This window comes from Kribbella sp. NPDC051952 (assembly GCF_040680855.1).
GTDB lineage: Bacteria > Actinomycetota > Actinomycetes > Propionibacteriales > Kribbellaceae > Kribbella.
Window position 1 is genome coordinate 17,341 of the sequence record NZ_JBFAXQ010000027.1, and the last position, 17,028, is coordinate 34,368.

Below are 17,028 nucleotides of genomic sequence, written 5' to 3' on the forward strand. Positions count from 1 at the left end.
AGGGGGTCTTTTCGTGTACGAGAAGAACGGTGAGAAGTATTTCGTGGTCGACAGCCACATGCATATGTGGAAGGCCGGCCCGGACAACTGGGTGAAGGGCGCGGAGCAGTACGCGAAGGGCTGGATCGAGTGCTTCCACGCGTACCAGAGCCTCGGCCCGAAGGAGACCCACTGGACCATCGAGAAGTTCATGAGCTACACCCAGGACGACCTGATGAAGGACGTCTTCGAGGACGGCTACGTGGACGTCGCGGTGTTCCAGCCGACGTACCTGAAGGAGTGGTACGCCGAGGGTTTCAACACCACCGAGCAGAACGCCAACCTGGGCGAGAAGCACCCGGGGATGTTCGTGCTGAACACACGGTTCGACCCGCGCGACGGTGACGCCGGGCTGGAAGAGCTGGCGGCCAACGTCGACCGGTACGGCTCGAAGGGCGTCAAGCTCTACACGGCCGAGTGGAACGCCGGCTCGCGTGGCTACAAGCTCACCGATCCGGCCGCGTACACGTACCTGGCCAGGGCGCAGGAGCTGGGGATCAAGAACATCCACGTCCACAAGGGCCCCACGATCTGGCCGCTGGACAAGGACGCGTTCGACGTCTCCGACGTGGACCATGCCGCGACGGACTTCCCGGAGCTCAACTTCATCGTCGAGCACGTCGGGCTGCCGCGGATCGAGGACTTCTGCTTCATGGCCACCCAGGAGCCCAACGTGTACGCCGGTCTGTCCGTCGTCATCGGTGGTCTGATGCACGCCCGGCCGCAGTTCTTCGCCAAGGTGATGGGCGAGCTGCTGTTCTGGGTCGGCGAGGACAAGATGACGTTCGGCAGCGACTACGGCATCTGGGAGCCGAAGTGGCAGATCGAGGGCTTCGTGGACTGGGAGTTCCCGGACCAGCCGGAGTTCTCGGACTACCCGCGGCTCGGGGTCGAGGGCAAGAAGAAGATCCTCGGGCTGAACGCGGCCAAGCTGTACGACATCAAGGTGCCCGACGAGCTGCAGCTCAAGGAGGCGGCACCGGCCGCGCAGGACGACGCGAAGCTGGTCACCCAGTAATGACGGCGACCGGGGCGGTGGGGTGGGGAAGGAATCAAACCACCGCTACGGAGAGGTCCAGGGTCCTTGCGGCCCTGGACCACGTCCGCGATCCCGAGCTGGACGAGCCGATCACCACGCTCGGTTTCGTGGCGTCGTGCCATGTGTCGGCGGCCGGTGATGTGGCCGTCCGGCTCCGGTTGCCGACGTACTTCTGTGCGGCCAACTTCGCCTTCCTGATGGTGGCCGACGCGTACGACGTGATCGCCGCGCTGCCCGAGGTCCGCAGCGTGGACGTCGTCCTGCTCGACCACTTCGCCGGCGCGCAGATCAACGCCGGGGTCGCGGCCCGGGCGGGATTCGTCGCGTCGTTCGACGGCGAGGCGGCCGACGAACTGGACGAGCTGCGGAAGACCTTCGTCACCAAGGCGATGCTGGCCGGCACCGATCAGGTGTGCCGGCCATTGATTGCTTCCGGCATCAAACCGGCGGAGCTGGCCGGCCTGACGCTGGCCGACGTACCGCCGTCGTCCGAACTCGACCGGCTGCTGCGGCGCCGGGCCGAGCTCGGTCTGCGCACCGACGCGGCCGCGCCACTGCTCGTCGACCCCGGCAACGGGACGGCGATCACCGGCGCGGGAGCACCGAAGTACCTGGGTATGGCTCGCCTCACCCGGACCGGGATCGAGGCCAACACCGGCATCTGCAGAGGAATGCTGAAGCACCGGTACGCCGAGACCGGTGCCGGCGAGGAGGGATCGGGATGAAGGCCGTTCGACTGCACGGATACCACCAGCAGCCAGTGGTCGAGGACGTACCGGAACCGGTCGTCAAAGGCCCACTGGACGTCGTCGTCAAGATCGGTGGCGCCGGCGTGTGCCGCACCGACCTGCACATCATCGAGGGCCAGTGGGATGCGGCCATGCATCCGAACCTGCCGTACACGATCGGCCACGAGAACGCCGGCTGGGTGCACGAGGTCGGCTCCGCGGTCACCAACGTCAAGGTCGGGGACACGGTCATCCTGCACCCGACACCCACCTGCGGTCTGTGCCATGCCTGTCGCGCGGGCGACGACATGCATTGCGAGAACAGCTCGTTCCCGGGGCTGGACAGCGACGGGGGAATGGCGGAGTACCTTCTCACGTCCGCCCGCGCCTGCGTGAAGCTCGACCCGAGCACGCGGCCGGAGGATGTCGCCGCACTCGCCGACGCCGGCATCACGGCGTACCACGCGGTCCGGAAGGCCCTGCCACTGTTGCCTCCCGGTACCACCGCCGTGGTGATCGGCGCCGGTGGTCTCGGGCACATCGGGGTGCAGTGCCTGGCCGCACTGACCGCTGCCCGGATCATCGTCGTCGACCGTAACCCCGAGGCGCTCAAGCTGGCCGAGCAACTCGGTGCGGACCAGACGGTGGTTGCCGATGGCAAGCAGGTCGAGAAGGTCCTCGAGCTCACCGACGGTCGCGGGGCGCACGTCGTACTGGACTTCGTCGCCGAGCAGGGCGCCGAGCAGGACGGCTTCGCGATGACGGCGGCCGGCGGTTCGTACTTCGTGATCGGGTACGGCGGCCAGGTGCAGATCCCGACGCTCGACATCATCTCGACCGAGCGGAACATCGTCGGCAACATCGTCGGCACGTTCAACGAACTGACCGAGCTGATGGCGCTGGCGCAGGCCGGCAAGGTCACGCTGCACACCAGGACCTACCCCCTCGACGCAGCCGTCGACGCAGTAGCCGACCTAGACGCCGGCCGAGTCCGAGGCCGCGCAATCCTCGTCCCCTAAACCTCACCCACCCCTCCTTCTTCTCCTTTCTTTCCTTCCCTTTCTTCTACTGACGACCAAAGACCAGGAGGGTTTCTGATGGCCAAGGAACTTCGATTCGGTGAGCAAGCCCGCGATCTGCTGCTGTCCGGCGTGGACCAGCTGGCCGACGCGGTGAAGTCGACCCTGGGCCCGAAGGGCCGCAACGTGATCCTGGAGAAGATCACCGGTTCACCCGTCGTCACCAACGACGGCGTGACGATCGCCCGGGAGATCCACCTGCGCAACCAGTTCGAGAATATGGGTGCCCAGCTGGTCAAGGAAGCCGCGATCAAGACCAACGACATCGTCGGTGACGGCACCACCACCGCGACCGTGATCGCGCAGGCGGTCATCCGCGAGGGCATGGACGCGATCGCCAAGGGCGGTAACCCCGTACTGGTGAAACGGGGGATCGACCTGGCCGTCGGCAAGCTGGTCGAGCGGCTGCGCGCGGTCGCGCACCCGGTCGAGACCGAGCACGACTACGCGCGGGTCGCGGCCATCTCGGCCAACGACGACGACGTTGTCGGGGCGGTGATCGCCAATGCGCTGTACACGATCGGCGACGGTGGGATCGTGACCGTCGAGGAGTCGGCCACGCACGGGATGGGCGTGGACTTCCTGGAGGGATTCGAGTTCGACAACGGGTATCTGTCGCCGTACATGGTGACCGATCCGGGCAGCCTGCAGGCGATCATGGACGACCCGTACATCCTGTTGTGCAGCGAGAAGATCACCAAGGTCCAGGAGATCATGCCGCTGCTGGACAAGATCATGCGTGAGCCCAGGCCGCTGGTGATCATCGCGGAGTCGCTCGAGGGCACCGCGTTGAGCATGCTGGTGCACAACCACGTGAACGGCCTGTTCCAGTGCGTCGGGGTCAAGGCACCGGGCTTCGGCGACCGCCGGCTGCACAAGCTCGAGGACATCGCGGCGATCACCGGTGGTGCGGTCTACAGCCGCCACTCCGGCTTCACCCCGGAGACGATGACGCTGGCCCAGCTCGGCCGCGCGGAGCAGGTGCGGGTGACGGCCGACCGGACGGCGATCGTCGCCAGCCCGGGCCACGAGAAGGATGTCACGTTCCGGATCTCGCAGCTGCGGGCCGAGCTGGAGCGGGCCACCTTCGGCGTCGACGAGGACGTGCTGACCGAGCGGATCGGTGCGCTGTCCGGCAAGGTCGCGGTGATCCGGGTCGGCGCGCCGACACCGGCCGAGCTGAAGGAACTGCAGCACCGGGTCGAGGACGCGTTGTCGGCGACCCGGGCCGCGATGGCCGAGGGCATCGTCGCCGGTGGCGGGATGGCCTTGCTCCACGCCGCCTCGGCCCTCGACGAGCTCGACGTGAAGGGCGACTACGCCATGGGTGTCGAGATCGTCCGGCGGGCGCTCCGCGAACCGGCGTACCTGATCGCGACGAACGCCGGCTACTCGGGGGCCGAGGTGCTCGAGCGGACCTCGGCGATGGGCGTCGACGACGGGTTCGACGCGCTCGAAGGCAAGTACGGCAACATGCTCGACATGGGCATCATCGACCCGCTCCGGGTCGCGCGCTCTGCCCTCCAGAACGGTGCGTCCGTCGCAGGTCTGCTCCTCACCACGAACACTCTGATCGCCGAGGAGCAGACACCATGGGGTGGTAGCGCAGCCCTGATGACCGAGTTCGGGCCGCTGGACGAAGGGCTGCACCAACCCTCGCCTGACTCCAGCACCCCGCAATCCCTCGGTCTCGGCCCCTCCGTGGGCTGACCCCCCCAAACCGCCCCACCGGATCTCATTCGGTGGGGCGGTCGTCTGCCTCCTCCGGTGATCGAGCCAGGACGTACGCCGGGACGACGAGCCAGAAGGTGACGAACCAGGCGAGTACGACGGCCACGACGATGATCGCGGCCGGCCGCGATATCACCACGTCGAGTGCGATCAGTACGCCGCCGCCGATCGCGGCCACCAGGAACACCAGTCCCGCCCGGGCCAGCCGGTCGGAGACGACGACCAGCTGGTCACGGACCTTGCGCCGGTAGGTGATGCGGTGCAGTGAGACCGGGGCGAGGAAGAGTGCGACGGCGAACGCCGACGCGACCAGAGTCCCGGCGTACACGTCGTGGGTGAACTGGTCGGCGCTGTGGAACTGGTTCTGGAAGGCGATCCCGAGCAGGAACGCGAACAGGATCTGCGTCCCGGTCTGCGCGAGCCGCAACTCCTGCAGCAGTTCGTTCCAGTGCCGGTCCAGTTGCTCGCCGGAGTCTTCTTCCTCCCGCCGATAGCCGCCCACCACCGCCTCCTCACCTAGGGCGTGTTTCCTAACCCAGTACCCACCTGTGATCCTGCTGCGCGCCGGAGGCGGTCTGCAAGCGCGATGAGGGCCGCGGACAGCTCCGGGGCGTCGATGACGTCGAAGTCGACGCCCAGGAGACCGAGGTACAGCGTGAGCATCTCTGGGGTGTCGGAGCCGAGTGTGATCTGGCAGCGGTCCGGAGCGAGCTCCTCGATCTCCACGGGGACGGAGAGCCTGGCTCGAACGTACTCAGTCGGGGCGTGTACGACGACCCGGGCGTAGTAGCGCCAGGTGGCGGTGCCCACGCCGCGCTGGAGGTAGGCGGCGACATCGGCGTCCGGCAGGTCCCGCGGGGTGAAGCGCGGACCGCCGGGGATCTTCGGCGTGATCCGGTCGGCGCGGAACGTGCGCCAGTCGTCGCGGTCCGGATCCCAGGCGATGAGGTACCAGCGGCGACCCCAGTTGACCAGCCGGTGCGGCTCGACGTCACGTCGGCTGGACCGCCCGTCGTGACACGCGTACTCGAACCGCAGCCGTTGCTCGGACCGGATCGCCGACGCGATCGCGATCATCACGTCGGCGTCGACACTCGGGCCAACACCCGGTACGGCGACAGTCGCGGCCTCCATCGTGCTCACGCGCTGTCGCAGACGTGGTGGCAAGACCTGCCCGAGCTTGGCCAGCGCACGGATCGAGGTCTCGCCGATGCCTCCTACTCCGCCGTTGGCGGCCGTTCGTAGACCGATGGCGACCGCAACCGCCTCGTCATCGTCCAGCAACAGCGGTGGTAACGCGGCGCCGGCGCCCAGCCGGTAGCCGCCGGTGAGACCGGGTGCGGCTTCGACGGGATAGCCGAGCTGCCGCAGCCGATCGATATCGGTGCGGATCGTCCGGGTGCTCACGCCGAGCCGCTCGGCCAGGTCAGGACCGGCCCACAACGCGCGGGCCTGGAGTAGTGAGAGAAGCCGAAGCAGGCGTGCGGACGTGTTCAGCATTTCTCCAGAATGCCTGATCACTGCGGAAGAAAGTCTTCCGCAGTGACTTCTAGTGTCGAACTATGACCGATGCACAGGAGATCCGTCCCTTCCAGATCGAGGTCGCCGACGCGGACCTCGCCGATCTACACGACCGTCTCGACCGGACCCGCTGGCCGCACCCGGTGCCGGGCGACGCCGACGACTGGAGTCGCGGGATTCCGGCCGGCTACCTGCGTGACCTGGCCGAGTACTGGCGTACGTCGTACGACTGGCGGAAGGCGGAGAGCGAGCTGAACGGCTATCCGCAGTACACGACCGAGATCGACGGGCAGCAGATCCACTTCTTCCATGTCCGCTCACCCGAGCCGGACGCGATGCCGCTGATCCTCACCCACGGCTATCCCGGGTCGGCGGTCGAGTTCCTCCGGCTGCTCGGGCCGCTGTCCGATCCGGTGTCCCACGGTGGCCAGGCCGCGGACGCATTCCACGTGGTGGTGCCTTCGTTGCCCGGGTTCGGGTTCTCCACTCCGTTGTCCGGTGCGGGCTGGGAGCTTGGCCGGACCACCGCCGCGTTCGCTGAGCTGATGACGAGGCTCGGGTACGAGCGTTTCGCGGCCCAGGGTGGAGACATCGGCGCCGGTGTCTCCGGGTACCTGGGCGCCAACTATCCGGACCGGGTGATCGGCACGCACGTGAACAGCGACCGCGGGACGCTGGGGATGGCCGGCGAGTTCATGCCGCTGCCGGACGACCTCGACGCCGATGATCTCGCCGTGGTCGAGGCAGCCAAGACGACCTGGAAGGCCGGTCGTGGGTACCTCGATCTGCAGAGCAATACGCCGGACACGATCGCGCCGGGCCTGACCGACTCGCCGGTGGCGCAGCTGGCCTGGATCGCGGAGAAGTTCCAGGTCTGGACCGATCCCGCGAAGTCGCCCGAGGACTCCGTGGACCGCGACCAGTTGCTGACCTTGGTGAGCATCTACTGGTTCAACCAGGCGGGCGCGTCCGCGGCTCGATTCCTCTACGAGGCCGCGCATTCGCACCTCGGCTGGGGTGCTCCGTCGACCGTGCCGGCCGGCTGGGCGGTCTTCAACAGCAGTCCCGTCGTACGCCGGGTCAGTGATCCGGAGCGCCGGATCGCACACTGGACCGACTTCGCCGAGGGCGGTCACTTCCCCGCGATGGAGTGCGGTGAGCTGCTGACCGACGACGTACGCGCGTTCTTCCGTACGCTACGTCCGTGACTACCTCGAGCCTCGGCCGCAAGGCCCTGAACCGTGCGCTGCTGGCCCGCCAGCAGCTGCTCCAGCGCGAGAGCGGATCCGCCTTCGACCTGATCGAGCGGCTGGTCGGCCTCCAGGCGCAGGCGCCGTTGGCGTCGTACGTCGCCCTGTGGTCGAGGCTCGAGGGTTTCGACCCGGCCGAGTTGTCCGCGTTGATGACGTCGCGGCAGGTCGTCCGTACGTCGTTGATGCGGGCAACGATTCATCTCGTCAGTGCGGCGGACTGCCTGGGGTTGTGGCGGCTGATCCATCCGGTCGCGGAGCGTGGTCTGCGCGGCGCGTTCGGCAAGCAGCTGGTCGAGGTCGACGTGGACGCGGTGGTTGCCTATGGCACCGAACTGATGACCCACGAACCGCACAGCCGGAGTCAGCTGCGGACGAAGCTCGGCGAGCGCTGGCCGGAGTGGGACGCGAACAGCATGGCGTACGCCGTGAGCTACCTGACCGGGACGGTCCAGGTCACCCCGCGCGGGGTCTGGGGCGAGACCGGCCCGGCCGCGCTGCAGACGATCGAGAGCTGGCTCGGCGAGTCACCCGGGCCGGCTCCGACTCCGGATGCGCTCATCCTGCGGTACCTGGCGGCGTTCGGTCCCGCGAGTGTGGCCGACGTACAGATGTGGTCGGGGCTGACCAGACTGCGGGAGGTCGTCGACCGCCTCCGGCCCGAGTTGCGTGTGTACGCCGATGAGGACGGCAAGGAACTGTTCGACGTACCGGACGGGCCGCTGCCCGATCCCGAGACGCCTGCACCCGTGCGTTTCCTCCCGGAGTTCGACAATCTCCTGCTCTCCCACGCAGATCGGCGCCGAGTCAACCCGTCCGGCCGCGCGGTCCCGCTTCCCCCGGGCAACGGCGCCGCGATGGGCACCCTCCTGATCGACGGCGACTACCAGGCCGACTGGCGCCACCACCGCGGCAAAACCCTCCGAATCACCCCCCACCGCCCACTGACCCCCGCCGAGCAAGACGCCATCTCGACCGAAGGCGTCGAGCTCCTCACCTTGATCGGCTCCCCGGACACCCCGGTCGTCTTCGCCTGAGCCTGGACCCCTGTGGGCGTAGGGTCTCGGTGGCCAATTTCTCTGGGGAAGGAAGTGTGGCGTGTTTCGGGTAATCACCCATTCCATGCTGGTGGCGGCAGTGATCGTGGTGCCTCAGGTCGGTTCGACGGCGCAGGCGGTGGAGCCGGTTCGGGCGCAGGCTGTTGCGGCGACCAGTGTGCCGAGCTTCAACGGACTGACCGATCTCGCTGTTCAGCGGATTCTGATCGGTGACGATGTTGCCGCGTCGAAGTACTTCAGTGGCAAGCCGGTCGATGATCCGGTGCGGGAGCAGCAGATCCTGGAATCGGTTCGGGCGTCGGCGGTGCAGCTTGGCATCGACCCGGAGTCCACTGCGGAGTTCTTCCAGGCGCAGATCGACGCGAGCAAGGTGGTGCAGCGTGGGCTGCTGGCCTACTGGGCCGCGCATCCCACGTCGGCTCCAACCAGCGGTCCCGATCTCAACGTGATCCGGGAGCAGTTGGACAAGCTGACCACCCAACTGCTGGCCGAGTTGGTCACGGTGGATCATCTCCGGCACAGCGGTCTGCGCTGCGACGTTTCGTTGCTCGTAGCAACAACTTCCGAAGAGATCCGCCACCACCTCGACCGGCTCCACCGGCAGGCTCTGCATACCGCCGTACGGACGGTTTGCTGAGCTACCAGATGGATGCCAGTTGGTGGAGGGTGAGTGACTTCAGGGGCAGGGGGACCGTGGTGGTGAGTTCGATGCTGTCATCAGCGGTGAAATCGATGTTGTAGCAGGCGTAGTAGGCGCCGTCGGCGGCGAAGACCGCGAGTTGGCCGCGGTCGACGAGGAGACGGATCGTCAGAGATCCGTCGGCCGCCGGCGGCACCGGTACGCCGTCGAGCAGACCGGCGCCGATGTCGTAGGTGACTTCACGGGTGGACCGCAGCCGGAACGTGAAGCTTCCCGTGCTCGCCTCACTGAGGTCGAAGGTTGCCTCGAGCTCGTACGTCGTACCTGCCAGCGGCTCGAGTTGAGTCTCGAGGAGTTCCGGCCCTCGCGTCGTGGTCGACTGGCGTAGCGATGCGAGCTCGTCGACCGGTTCGCTGAAGACGCGCGGACCGTCCGGCGTCGCGACCAGGCGCTGCTGGACCGGGAAGCTGGCGTTCCCGGTCCAGACCTTGCCGTGGTTGAGGCCCTGCCAGGCCATTGTCACCACTCGGCCGTCCGGCATGTTGTCGAAGGACTGCGCGGCGTAGTAGTGACCGGCCGCGCCGCCGGGGTTGGCCGTGATTGTGCGTGGCTCGGTCCAGTCCGTGCGGAACTCGCGTCCGTCGAAGTCGCCGACGACGTATGATCCGCGCGCATCACGCAGCACCCAGACCACCTCGCCGTCGAGCGGCATCGGGGTGAAGTCGGGGCACTCGAAGAACCAGTCGGTGACGTAGCGACTGGTCCGCTCCCAGGTACGCAGATCGGGCGAGACGAAGAAGTCCGCGCCGTTCCCGTTGTCGTTCGACCAGACGACCATCGCCCAGGTCTGACTGGGTTCGTGCCAGACCACCTTCGGATCCCGGCTCTCCTGACCGCTCGGCTGCGCGATGATCCGGCCTTCGTCGTACGCCGAGAACGTCATGCCGCCGTCGAGGCTGTAGAACATCCGGACGCCCTGCGTGCCGGAGAAGACCAGGATCGGATCGTGGTCCCCGTCCTTCAGCCCGGACGTGTTGCGTCCGTCGACCACGCCGCCACCCGACCACAGATCGCCGGGGTGGGTCGCGGGCTCGAGCGCGTTCGCCTGTTGTTGCCAGTGCACCAGATCCGGGCTGGTCGCATGACCCCAGTGCATCGTGTCCCAGACCAGGCTGTCCGGTGCGTGCTGGAAATAGAAGTGGTACGTACCGCGGTAGTGCAGCAGCCCGTTGGGGTCGTTCATCCACCCACTCCGAGGGCTGAAGTGGAACTGACCGCGGTTGTCTTCGTCGTACACGGATTCTCCTAGCGGGGACGGCGGAACTCGCGCGACGGCAGGGCGGGCAGATCATTCCCACCACCGGGCAGTTGATACCAGTACGCGACACTGGAGATGTCGTCGCTGCGTTCGAAGTGCCCGTGATCCCAGGCGCCGATCTGCTGCAGGGTGATCCGCAGTCGCTGCTGGAAGATGACCGGATCCGGTAGATGCCACCGGTACATACCGTGCGACTGCAGCGTGCTTGTGACGAACGGTGAGTGCCCGGTCCGATCCTCCGCCGAGTAGAACGGATAGCCGCAGTACGGCGCACTGAACGTCAGCGGCACCGGCGGTGGATTGGTCCGCAGCGCATCCTGGAACGCCCAGGCGCCGCCGGCGTAATCCTCGAGGCCGGTACTGCACTGGCTCGGGTAGGCGTCGTCATCGTCGAGGTAGAACTTCACCTCACCCTCGCCCCACCAGTACCGCTCCAACGCGGTCAATCCGATGTACGTCCCGACGTAGTTGCCGCTCCCAACGACTCCGTCGAGGATCACGTGGTCCTCGCCCGGCGCGGTGGAGGCGTTGCTGCGTCGCCAGTTCGCGTGGAACAGCGCGGTGTCGTCGTCCAGTTCGTCGTCGACCGTGTAGTCGATCTGGTAATAGATCCCGTCGACCGTGCCCGGATGCTCACTGGTCAGCTCGATCCGGGCGTTGCGCCGGAACGGCATCGGGAAGTAGCAGTTCATCCCGCCGGTCGGGGCGACCACGATCGGCTCCGACGTGATCAGCGCCCGCTGACCGAACCCGTTGCAGAAGAAGTCGCCCAGCGGTACGTCGACCGCCGGGCGCTCCTCGTCGTCCCACCACATTCGCAGCACAAGATCCCGCAGTACCCACGGTCCGGCCGCGGTCTTGTCCGGCACGGTCATCCAGATATGCGCGATCACCCCGGGTCCGCCGATCTCGGCCAGCGTCGCCGTCTCACCCGGCGCGAGCGAGATGGCCGGACGGCCCTTGCGAGACGGCCCGAGCGCGGACGCGGTCCGGGCCGCCTGCCCGGGAGCGCCGGTCGGGTTCTCCGCGTTGATGGACCGGCTCCGCCGCCGGCCGGGCGATCGGGTCAGTGCCTGCCAGTCGGTCACGAGCACCTCACTCGGTTCGGACAATGTCCGGACCATCCTGTCATCAGCGCTGGTTACGCCGGCGCAGGAGCTTCTTCAGGCCGGTGGTGGACTGGAACAGCAGGGCCAGGCCGCAGACGGCGATGATGACGAAAAGGATGGTCTGGTTGCGTTCCAGGCCGCCGCCGAGGAGCTCGATGCCGCTCCAGATCAGCAGCAGGGCCGCGGCGCCGAGGGTGAGGTAGCCGGTAGCAAGGTTACGGGGAGTGAACTGCCACCAGGGCTCGTCCGCGGGCCAGGTCGGTTTGTTGCTCATGAGAACGATCCTCTCGTTGCGGGCTGTCGGTTCGACGCTAGTGAGCGACGGCCCCGCCGGACCTCGACCGCGCGAGTGAATCCGGCGTACCGGCGTCGTACTTTCGGCCAGGGTGGGAACTGTTCTGGTGGCTGACGAGCAGCACGGCTCGGAGCAGGCATGCTGGGAGGGTGATCAGTACGTCGGACACGTGGCCGGGCGGCATCCGCCGGATTCCCTTCGTCGTTGAGTGCGCGGCACTCTGGCTGGCGATGTTCGTCGACGTGTGGACGTGGATGCACCTGCCGTACGAGACCCACCTGCTGGACCGGACGATCGACGCGGTGACGATGGCCGTGAGCCTGGCGTCGGCGGTGGTGGCACTGACCCGGCGCCGGTTCGACCGGCTGGCGTGGAGCACGGGGTTGGTTGCCTTGGGCTCGTTGCTGATCACCGTTACGGTGGTGCAGACCCGCGCGGCGGTCGAGCGGGAGCTTGGCTTCGCCACGGTGGGTGAGGTGGTCGCGCTGGCGCTGCTGATCGGCGCGACGTGCCGCCGATTGTCGCCGCGTCAGGTGATTCCGCTGGCCCTGTTCGGCGGTTGCGCGATGATCCTCGATCCGCTGTTGAGGTTCGGCGTCGGATCGAGCTGGGCACTGCTGGCGGTGCCCGTGGCGGTGGTCTGGGGCGGGAGCATCGGCGTCGGGCTGGTACTGCGGGACGCGGACAACGTTCGTACGGCGGCCTTGGTGGCGAGCCGGGAGGACGAGCGGTTGAGTCTCGCCCGAGAGCTGCACGACTTCGTTGCCCACCACATCACCGGCATCATCGTCCTGGCGCAGGGAGCCCAGGTGAATACCGCTCGCAGCCAGCCGGCACTCGGCGAGATCGAACAGGCCGGGACCGAGGCGCTCACCGCGATGCGACGGCTGGTCGGGATGCTCCGCACCGAGACGTTCGCGACCTTGCGGGAGGCGCTCGACGACGTACGCCGTGACGACGGCCGGGTAGAGGTCTCCTTGCCGGCGGACCTGGATGTCCGGCCTCAGGTGATCACGACGGCCCACCGCATCGCCTTGGAGGCGGTGACGAACGCCCGCCGGCACGGGCGTTCCGGCGGGACGATCAAGCTTGACGTGCGATACGACGAGGATCAGTTGGTGATCGAGGTGGGCAATGAAGTTGCCGGAGGCAAGGTGCGCGCGGGGTCGGGGTACGGTTTGACCGGAATGGCGGAGCGGGCGCGTGCCGTCGGCGGCACCGTGGAGGCCGGGCCGGAGTCGCCCGATCGCTGGCGGGTGACCGCGACGCTGCCGTTGGCGTACGTTCGGTCGTGGACGTAGGGAGGCCGGTCAGTGCAGATCAAGGTGCTCATCGCCGACGACCAGGCGATGGTGCGGACCGGGTTCCGGATGATCCTCGAGGCCGAGCCCGGTGTCGAGGTCGTCGCCGAGGCCGGCGACGGTGAGGAAGCGGTCGCGCTGGCCCGCGAGTTGCGGCCCGACGTGACGCTGATGGACATCACCATGCCGAAGATCGACGGGCTGCAGGCGACCAGGCTGTTGGCGGGCCCTACGGTTCCGGACCCGCTCCGGGTCGTCGTCGTCACGACGTACGACCTGGACGAGAACGTGTACGCCGCGCTGCGGGCGGGCGCCTGCGGATTCCTGGTGAAGGACGCCGGGCCGCGGCTGCTGGTCGAAGCCGTGCAGGCCGCGGCCCACGGCGAGTCGATGGTCTCGCCGTCGGTCACCACCCGGCTGCTCGGACGGTTCGCCCAGTCCGCGAAGCCGCCCGCCGAGAACCCGTTGACCGACCGCGAGACCGAGATCGTCCGGCAGGTCGCCCGCGGCCGCACGAACCACGAGATCACCGACGAACTGGTCGTCTCGCTCTCCACGGTCAAGTCCCATCTCAGCAGCGCTCAGCGCAAGCTGTCCCTGCGCAACCGCACCGAACTCGCCATCTGGGCCTGGGAGAACCACCTGGTCTGACTCAGGACGGCCACTCGTAGACCTTGCAGTCGGGAGGCGAGTTGGTCGGGTTCGGCGTGGGCGAGATCGTCTTCCCGTCCTTTTTCGTGTACGGGCCTCTGACCGCGCAGTTGAGCTCCACCGGTCCTGGAGTGGCCGTCGAGGAGACCTGCCGGCCGGACGCGTCGTACCCGCGGACGACGTAGGTCTTGGTGACTGGGTCGTCCGCGTCGAATGGCCCCCAGTTGATCCGGCCCTCGGTCGGCGCGAACCACATGCCGTCCCGCAGCACGGCCTCGATCTCGGGCTGCCCCTTCGGCTGCACCGTCACGCGGGTCACCGGGGCGACGAAGACACCGGCGTTGCGGGCAAACCCGGTCACCGGATCGAACAGGTTCACCTTCTTGCCGAACCTGATGCTCGACTCGCTGATCACACCTCCGGCGGTCCGGCTGCAGAGCCAGTAGATCGGCGAAATCCGTCCCGGGCCACCGGCCGGGTTCTCGTACACCTCCTCGCCGCTGCCGATGAACCAGGTCTTGACGACCTTCGGCGACTTCACGTCGACGAACTCGAACGCGTTGAGCGTCTTGAAGTCGTCGAACGGATGGGGATGGTCCGCGTTGGTGATCTTGTCGGCTTCGCGCTCACACTGCCCACGCAGCTTCCTGGTGTCCTTCGCCGACAGCTCCTTGACCCTCGGCTGAGCGTGGTCCTGACCGGACGGAACGATTCCGTCGTCACCCTGGAATGCGTGCACGCCGACTGCCAGGCCCGCGACGACCGCGAGCACAGCCGCGGCGGCGACGAGAGGTCCGAGCACGCGCCGCGGCGTACGGGCTGGTTCGGTCTCGATCGCGGTGAGCAGGTCGGCGCGGAGCTGCTGGTGCCGTCCGGGTGGTAGCGGTCGTTCGGGGCGGCGGGTGAGTAGATCCGTCATGATCGATTCTCCATGGACTCGGCCCGGGCGGCGTCGTCCGGGACAGCGATGCTGAGATCGCGAAGGTGTTTGCGGGCCCGTGCCAGCCGGGATTTCACGGTGCCGAGCGGTACGTCGAGCGCGACGGCCGCGGACTGCACGTCCAGCCCGGTCCAGAAGCAGAGTTCGACGATCTCCCGCTCGTGCCGTGGCAGCTTGCGCAACAAGGCCCGCAACTGCCTGGCCTCGCGCTCGTCGTCGATCCGGGCGGCGACGCGGTCGGCGTGATCCGGCTCGTCCGTGGCCGGGACCTGCCGGTTGATGGTCGCCAACCGGAACCTCTGCCGGCGTCGTTCGTTGCGGATCACGTAGTCGGCCGTACGCAGCAGCCACGGCAGCGCCGAGTCGTTGACCAGGACGACTTCGGTCCGTCGGCGCCAGGCGTGCAGGAAGACCAGCGAGGTGAGATCCTCGGCGTCGCTCCACGAGGCGACCCGGCGGAAGACGAAGTTGTACACCGCCTTGGCGTGCCGGTCGAACAGGCGGCCGAACGCCTCCGACTCGCCGTCGACCGCGCGTCGCCACAGCTCGGGATCACTCATGGTCGCCGGCAACCCGTCGGCTTTGTCTGACCCGGTCACAACAGCTGCCACATCCCACCTCCGGATCGTCCCCCAGCGGGGGCTCTCACCAGATATGTGTCTTGACCGGCGGAAGCGGGTTCCGCGGCGGGGAGCCGGGCGATCGTTGCCTGGGGCAAGCTGCGGGGGGCAAGACAAAAGGCAGGGAGTAGTGACTCCCTGCCTGCATTTATAGGTTATAGCGTACTGGGGGACTTGCCGCAAGGCCCCGGTTGTGCTGGAGAATCGCCGACCGAAAGGCAGAAAACGGTGTGCTGACTTGGGGGTTTGATGATTGACGTGATCATTGCCGGTGCTGGACCGACCGGCATGATGCTGGCGATCGAGCTGCGGTTGCGCGGCGTACAGGTGGTCGTGCTGGAGCGGGACCCGGCGCCCACCGGGCATGTCCGCGCGCTCGGCATCCACGTGCGCACGATCGAGATGATGGACCAGCGCGGTCTGCTGGAGCAGTTCCTTGCGAACGGCCAGCAATACCCGATGGACGGCCACTTCGCGGGCATCCCCGCGCCCCGGCCGGTCCAGCTGAACACGACGTATCAGTACACGCTCGGCATCCCGCAACCCGTCACCGAGCGGCTGCTGACCGAGCGTGCGGTCGAGCTCGGCACCGAGATCCGGCGCGGAACCTCGCTCACCGGGCTCAGCCAGGACGACGACGGGGTCACTGCCGACCTGGCCGATGGCACCCAGTTGCGATCGCGCTACCTGGTCGGCTGCGACGGCGGCCGCAGTACGACCCGCAAGCTGCTCGGGATCGGCTTCCCGGGCGAGCCTGCCAGCACCGAGTGGCTGACCGGCGAACTGGAGGTCGGCGTAACGGCCGAAGAGGTGGCCACCGTGGTCACCGAGATCCGCAAGAAGAACCTGCTCTTCGGCGTCGGGCCGTCCGGGACCGAAGGCCTGTTCCGCGCGGTCGTGCCCGCCGCGGAGGTGGCCGAGGACCGGGAGATTCCGCCGACGCTGGAGGAGCTGAAGCAGCAGCTGCAGGTGTACGCCGGGACCGATTTCGGCATCCATTCACCGCGCTGGCTGTCCCGGTTCGGCAACGCTTCCCGGTTGGCCGAGCAGTACCGCAGTGGCCGGGTGTTCCTGGCGGGAGACTCGGCGCACGTGCACCCGCCGATCGGGGGACAGGGGCTCAATCTCGGTGTCCAGGACGCGTTCAACCTCGGCTGGAAGCTGGCCACGACGATCGACGGCTCGGCGCCGGACGGGCTGCTGGACAGCTACCAGGCCGAACGGCACCCGGTGGCTACCGCCGTACTCGACATCGTCCGGGCGCAGACCGAGCTGATGACCACGGAGCCCGGTCCGCAGGCAGTGCGTCGGCTGATGACCGAACTGATGGGCTTCGAGGACGCGCACCAGTACCTGGTCGAGCGGATCACCGGGATCGGGATCCGGTACGACTTCGGTGACGAGCACGAGCTCGTCGGGCGGCGGATGCGGGACCTGGAGCTGGCGGACGGTCGTCTTTACGAGCGGATGCGCGACGGTCGGGGGCTCCTGCTCGACCCGGCCGGGAAGCTCTCGGTCGAGGGCCGGGCCGATCGGGTCGACCATGTCGTCGACGTCAGCGAGCAACTCGCCGTACCGGCCGCGCTCCTGCGTCCGGACGGCTACGTGGCCTGGGTCGGCGACGACCAGGCGGAGCTGGACGAGCAGTTGGCCAGGTGGTTCGGAGCCGCGGCTGCCTGACAGTTACTTCATGCACTGGCGGTTACTTC

The 17,028-nt window shown here is 67.7% G+C and carries 17 protein-coding genes; 10 read left to right on the forward strand and 7 right to left on the reverse strand.

What is annotated here, in order from left to right:
* Nucleotides 1-13 precede the first annotated feature (13 nt).
* The 4 genes from AB0L70_RS34555 (at nt 14) to groL (ending at nt 4,595) form a co-directional block, all read left to right on the forward strand.
* Nucleotides 14-1,057, forward strand: a complete 1,044-nt coding sequence (locus AB0L70_RS34555) for an amidohydrolase family protein (protein ID WP_363691012.1) — start codon at nt 14-16, stop codon at nt 1,055-1,057.
* Nucleotides 1,057-1,803, forward strand: coding sequence for an iron-sulfur cluster assembly protein (locus AB0L70_RS34560; protein WP_363691013.1), 747 nt, complete (start codon nt 1,057-1,059; stop codon nt 1,801-1,803). The genes AB0L70_RS34555 and AB0L70_RS34560 overlap by 1 nt, the downstream gene beginning before the upstream one ends.
* Nucleotides 1,800-2,825 carry an NAD(P)-dependent alcohol dehydrogenase gene (locus AB0L70_RS34565; protein WP_363691014.1) on the forward strand — a complete coding sequence of 342 codons (1,026 nt, stop codon included), beginning with the start codon at nt 1,800-1,802 and terminating at the stop codon, nt 2,823-2,825. Before AB0L70_RS34560 ends, AB0L70_RS34565 begins: the two co-directional genes overlap by 4 nt.
* 75 nt (nt 2,826-2,900) lie before the next feature.
* Nucleotides 2,901-4,595, forward strand: a complete 1,695-nt coding sequence (groL, locus tag AB0L70_RS34570) for a chaperonin GroEL (protein WP_363691081.1) — start codon at nt 2,901-2,903, stop codon at nt 4,593-4,595.
* 25 nt (nt 4,596-4,620) lie between these two features.
* On the opposite strand, the gene AB0L70_RS34575 is transcribed toward groL, so the two are convergent.
* Both AB0L70_RS34575 and AB0L70_RS34580 read right to left on the reverse strand, forming a co-directional pair.
* A complete protein-coding gene (locus AB0L70_RS34575; RefSeq protein ID WP_363691015.1) occupies nt 4,621-5,118 on the reverse strand; it encodes a DUF6328 family protein in 498 nt (165 codons plus the stop codon).
* 14 nt (nt 5,119-5,132) lie between these two features.
* The gene (locus AB0L70_RS34580) at nt 5,133-6,116 is read right to left on the reverse strand and encodes a YafY family protein (RefSeq protein ID WP_363691016.1); all 984 of its coding nucleotides are present in this window, start codon (nt 6,114-6,116) and stop codon (nt 5,133-5,135) included.
* Nucleotides 6,117-6,178: 62 nt separating this feature from the next.
* Between AB0L70_RS34580 and AB0L70_RS34585 the strand changes: the two genes are divergently transcribed.
* The 3 genes from AB0L70_RS34585 (at nt 6,179) to aroQ (ending at nt 9,082) form a co-directional block, all read left to right on the forward strand.
* Nucleotides 6,179-7,345: an epoxide hydrolase family protein gene (locus AB0L70_RS34585; RefSeq protein WP_363691017.1), complete on the forward strand. Its 1,167-nt coding sequence runs from the start codon at nt 6,179-6,181 to the stop codon at nt 7,343-7,345.
* Entirely contained in the window at nt 7,342-8,424 is a 1,083-nt protein-coding gene (locus tag AB0L70_RS34590; RefSeq protein ID WP_363691018.1) for a winged helix DNA-binding domain-containing protein, read from the forward strand. The genes AB0L70_RS34585 and AB0L70_RS34590 overlap by 4 nt, the downstream gene beginning before the upstream one ends.
* Nucleotides 8,425-8,485: 61 nt before the next feature.
* Nucleotides 8,486-9,082, forward strand: coding sequence for a gamma subclass chorismate mutase AroQ (gene aroQ / locus AB0L70_RS34595; RefSeq protein ID WP_363691019.1), 597 nt, complete (start codon nt 8,486-8,488; stop codon nt 9,080-9,082).
* Nucleotide 9,083: 1 nt separating this feature from the next.
* Here aroQ and AB0L70_RS34600 read toward each other — a convergent pair whose 3' ends face one another.
* Genes AB0L70_RS34600 through AB0L70_RS34610 form a run of 3 tightly spaced genes read right to left on the reverse strand, consistent with a single transcriptional unit; the run spans nt 9,084 to nt 11,786 of the window.
* Entirely contained in the window at nt 9,084-10,382 is a 1,299-nt protein-coding gene (locus AB0L70_RS34600; RefSeq protein WP_363691020.1) for a glycoside hydrolase family 32 protein, read from the reverse strand.
* 8 nt (nt 10,383-10,390) lie between these two features.
* Nucleotides 10,391-11,491: a glycoside hydrolase family 172 protein gene (locus tag AB0L70_RS34605; RefSeq protein WP_363691021.1), complete on the reverse strand. Its 1,101-nt coding sequence runs from the start codon at nt 11,489-11,491 to the stop codon at nt 10,391-10,393.
* Between the two features lie 43 nt (nt 11,492-11,534).
* Complete coding sequence (locus AB0L70_RS34610) at nt 11,535-11,786, reverse strand: hypothetical protein (protein WP_363691022.1); 252 nt, start codon at nt 11,784-11,786, stop codon at nt 11,535-11,537.
* A gap of 170 nt (nt 11,787-11,956) precedes the next feature.
* Between AB0L70_RS34610 and AB0L70_RS34615 the strand changes: the two genes are divergently transcribed.
* Together AB0L70_RS34615 and AB0L70_RS34620 are read left to right on the forward strand one after the other, a co-directional pair.
* Nucleotides 11,957-13,108, forward strand: coding sequence for a histidine kinase (locus AB0L70_RS34615; RefSeq protein ID WP_363691023.1), 1,152 nt, complete (start codon nt 11,957-11,959; stop codon nt 13,106-13,108).
* A gap of 12 nt (nt 13,109-13,120) precedes the next feature.
* Nucleotides 13,121-13,759, forward strand: a complete 639-nt coding sequence (locus AB0L70_RS34620) for a response regulator transcription factor (RefSeq protein ID WP_363691024.1) — start codon at nt 13,121-13,123, stop codon at nt 13,757-13,759.
* A gap of 1 nt (nt 13,760) precedes the next feature.
* Here AB0L70_RS34620 and AB0L70_RS34625 read toward each other — a convergent pair whose 3' ends face one another.
* Together AB0L70_RS34625 and AB0L70_RS34630 are read right to left on the reverse strand one after the other, a co-directional pair.
* Complete coding sequence (locus AB0L70_RS34625) at nt 13,761-14,678, reverse strand: hypothetical protein (RefSeq protein WP_363691025.1); 918 nt, start codon at nt 14,676-14,678, stop codon at nt 13,761-13,763.
* A complete protein-coding gene (locus AB0L70_RS34630; protein ID WP_363691026.1) occupies nt 14,675-15,298 on the reverse strand; it encodes a sigma-70 family RNA polymerase sigma factor in 624 nt (207 codons plus the stop codon). Before AB0L70_RS34630 ends, AB0L70_RS34625 begins: the two co-directional genes overlap by 4 nt.
* 270 nt (nt 15,299-15,568) lie before the next feature.
* Between AB0L70_RS34630 and rox the strand changes: the two genes are divergently transcribed.
* Nucleotides 15,569-16,999, forward strand: a complete 1,431-nt coding sequence (gene rox, locus AB0L70_RS34635) for a rifampin monooxygenase (RefSeq protein ID WP_363691027.1) — start codon at nt 15,569-15,571, stop codon at nt 16,997-16,999.
* The last annotated feature ends 29 nt before the right edge of the window (nt 17,000-17,028 follow it).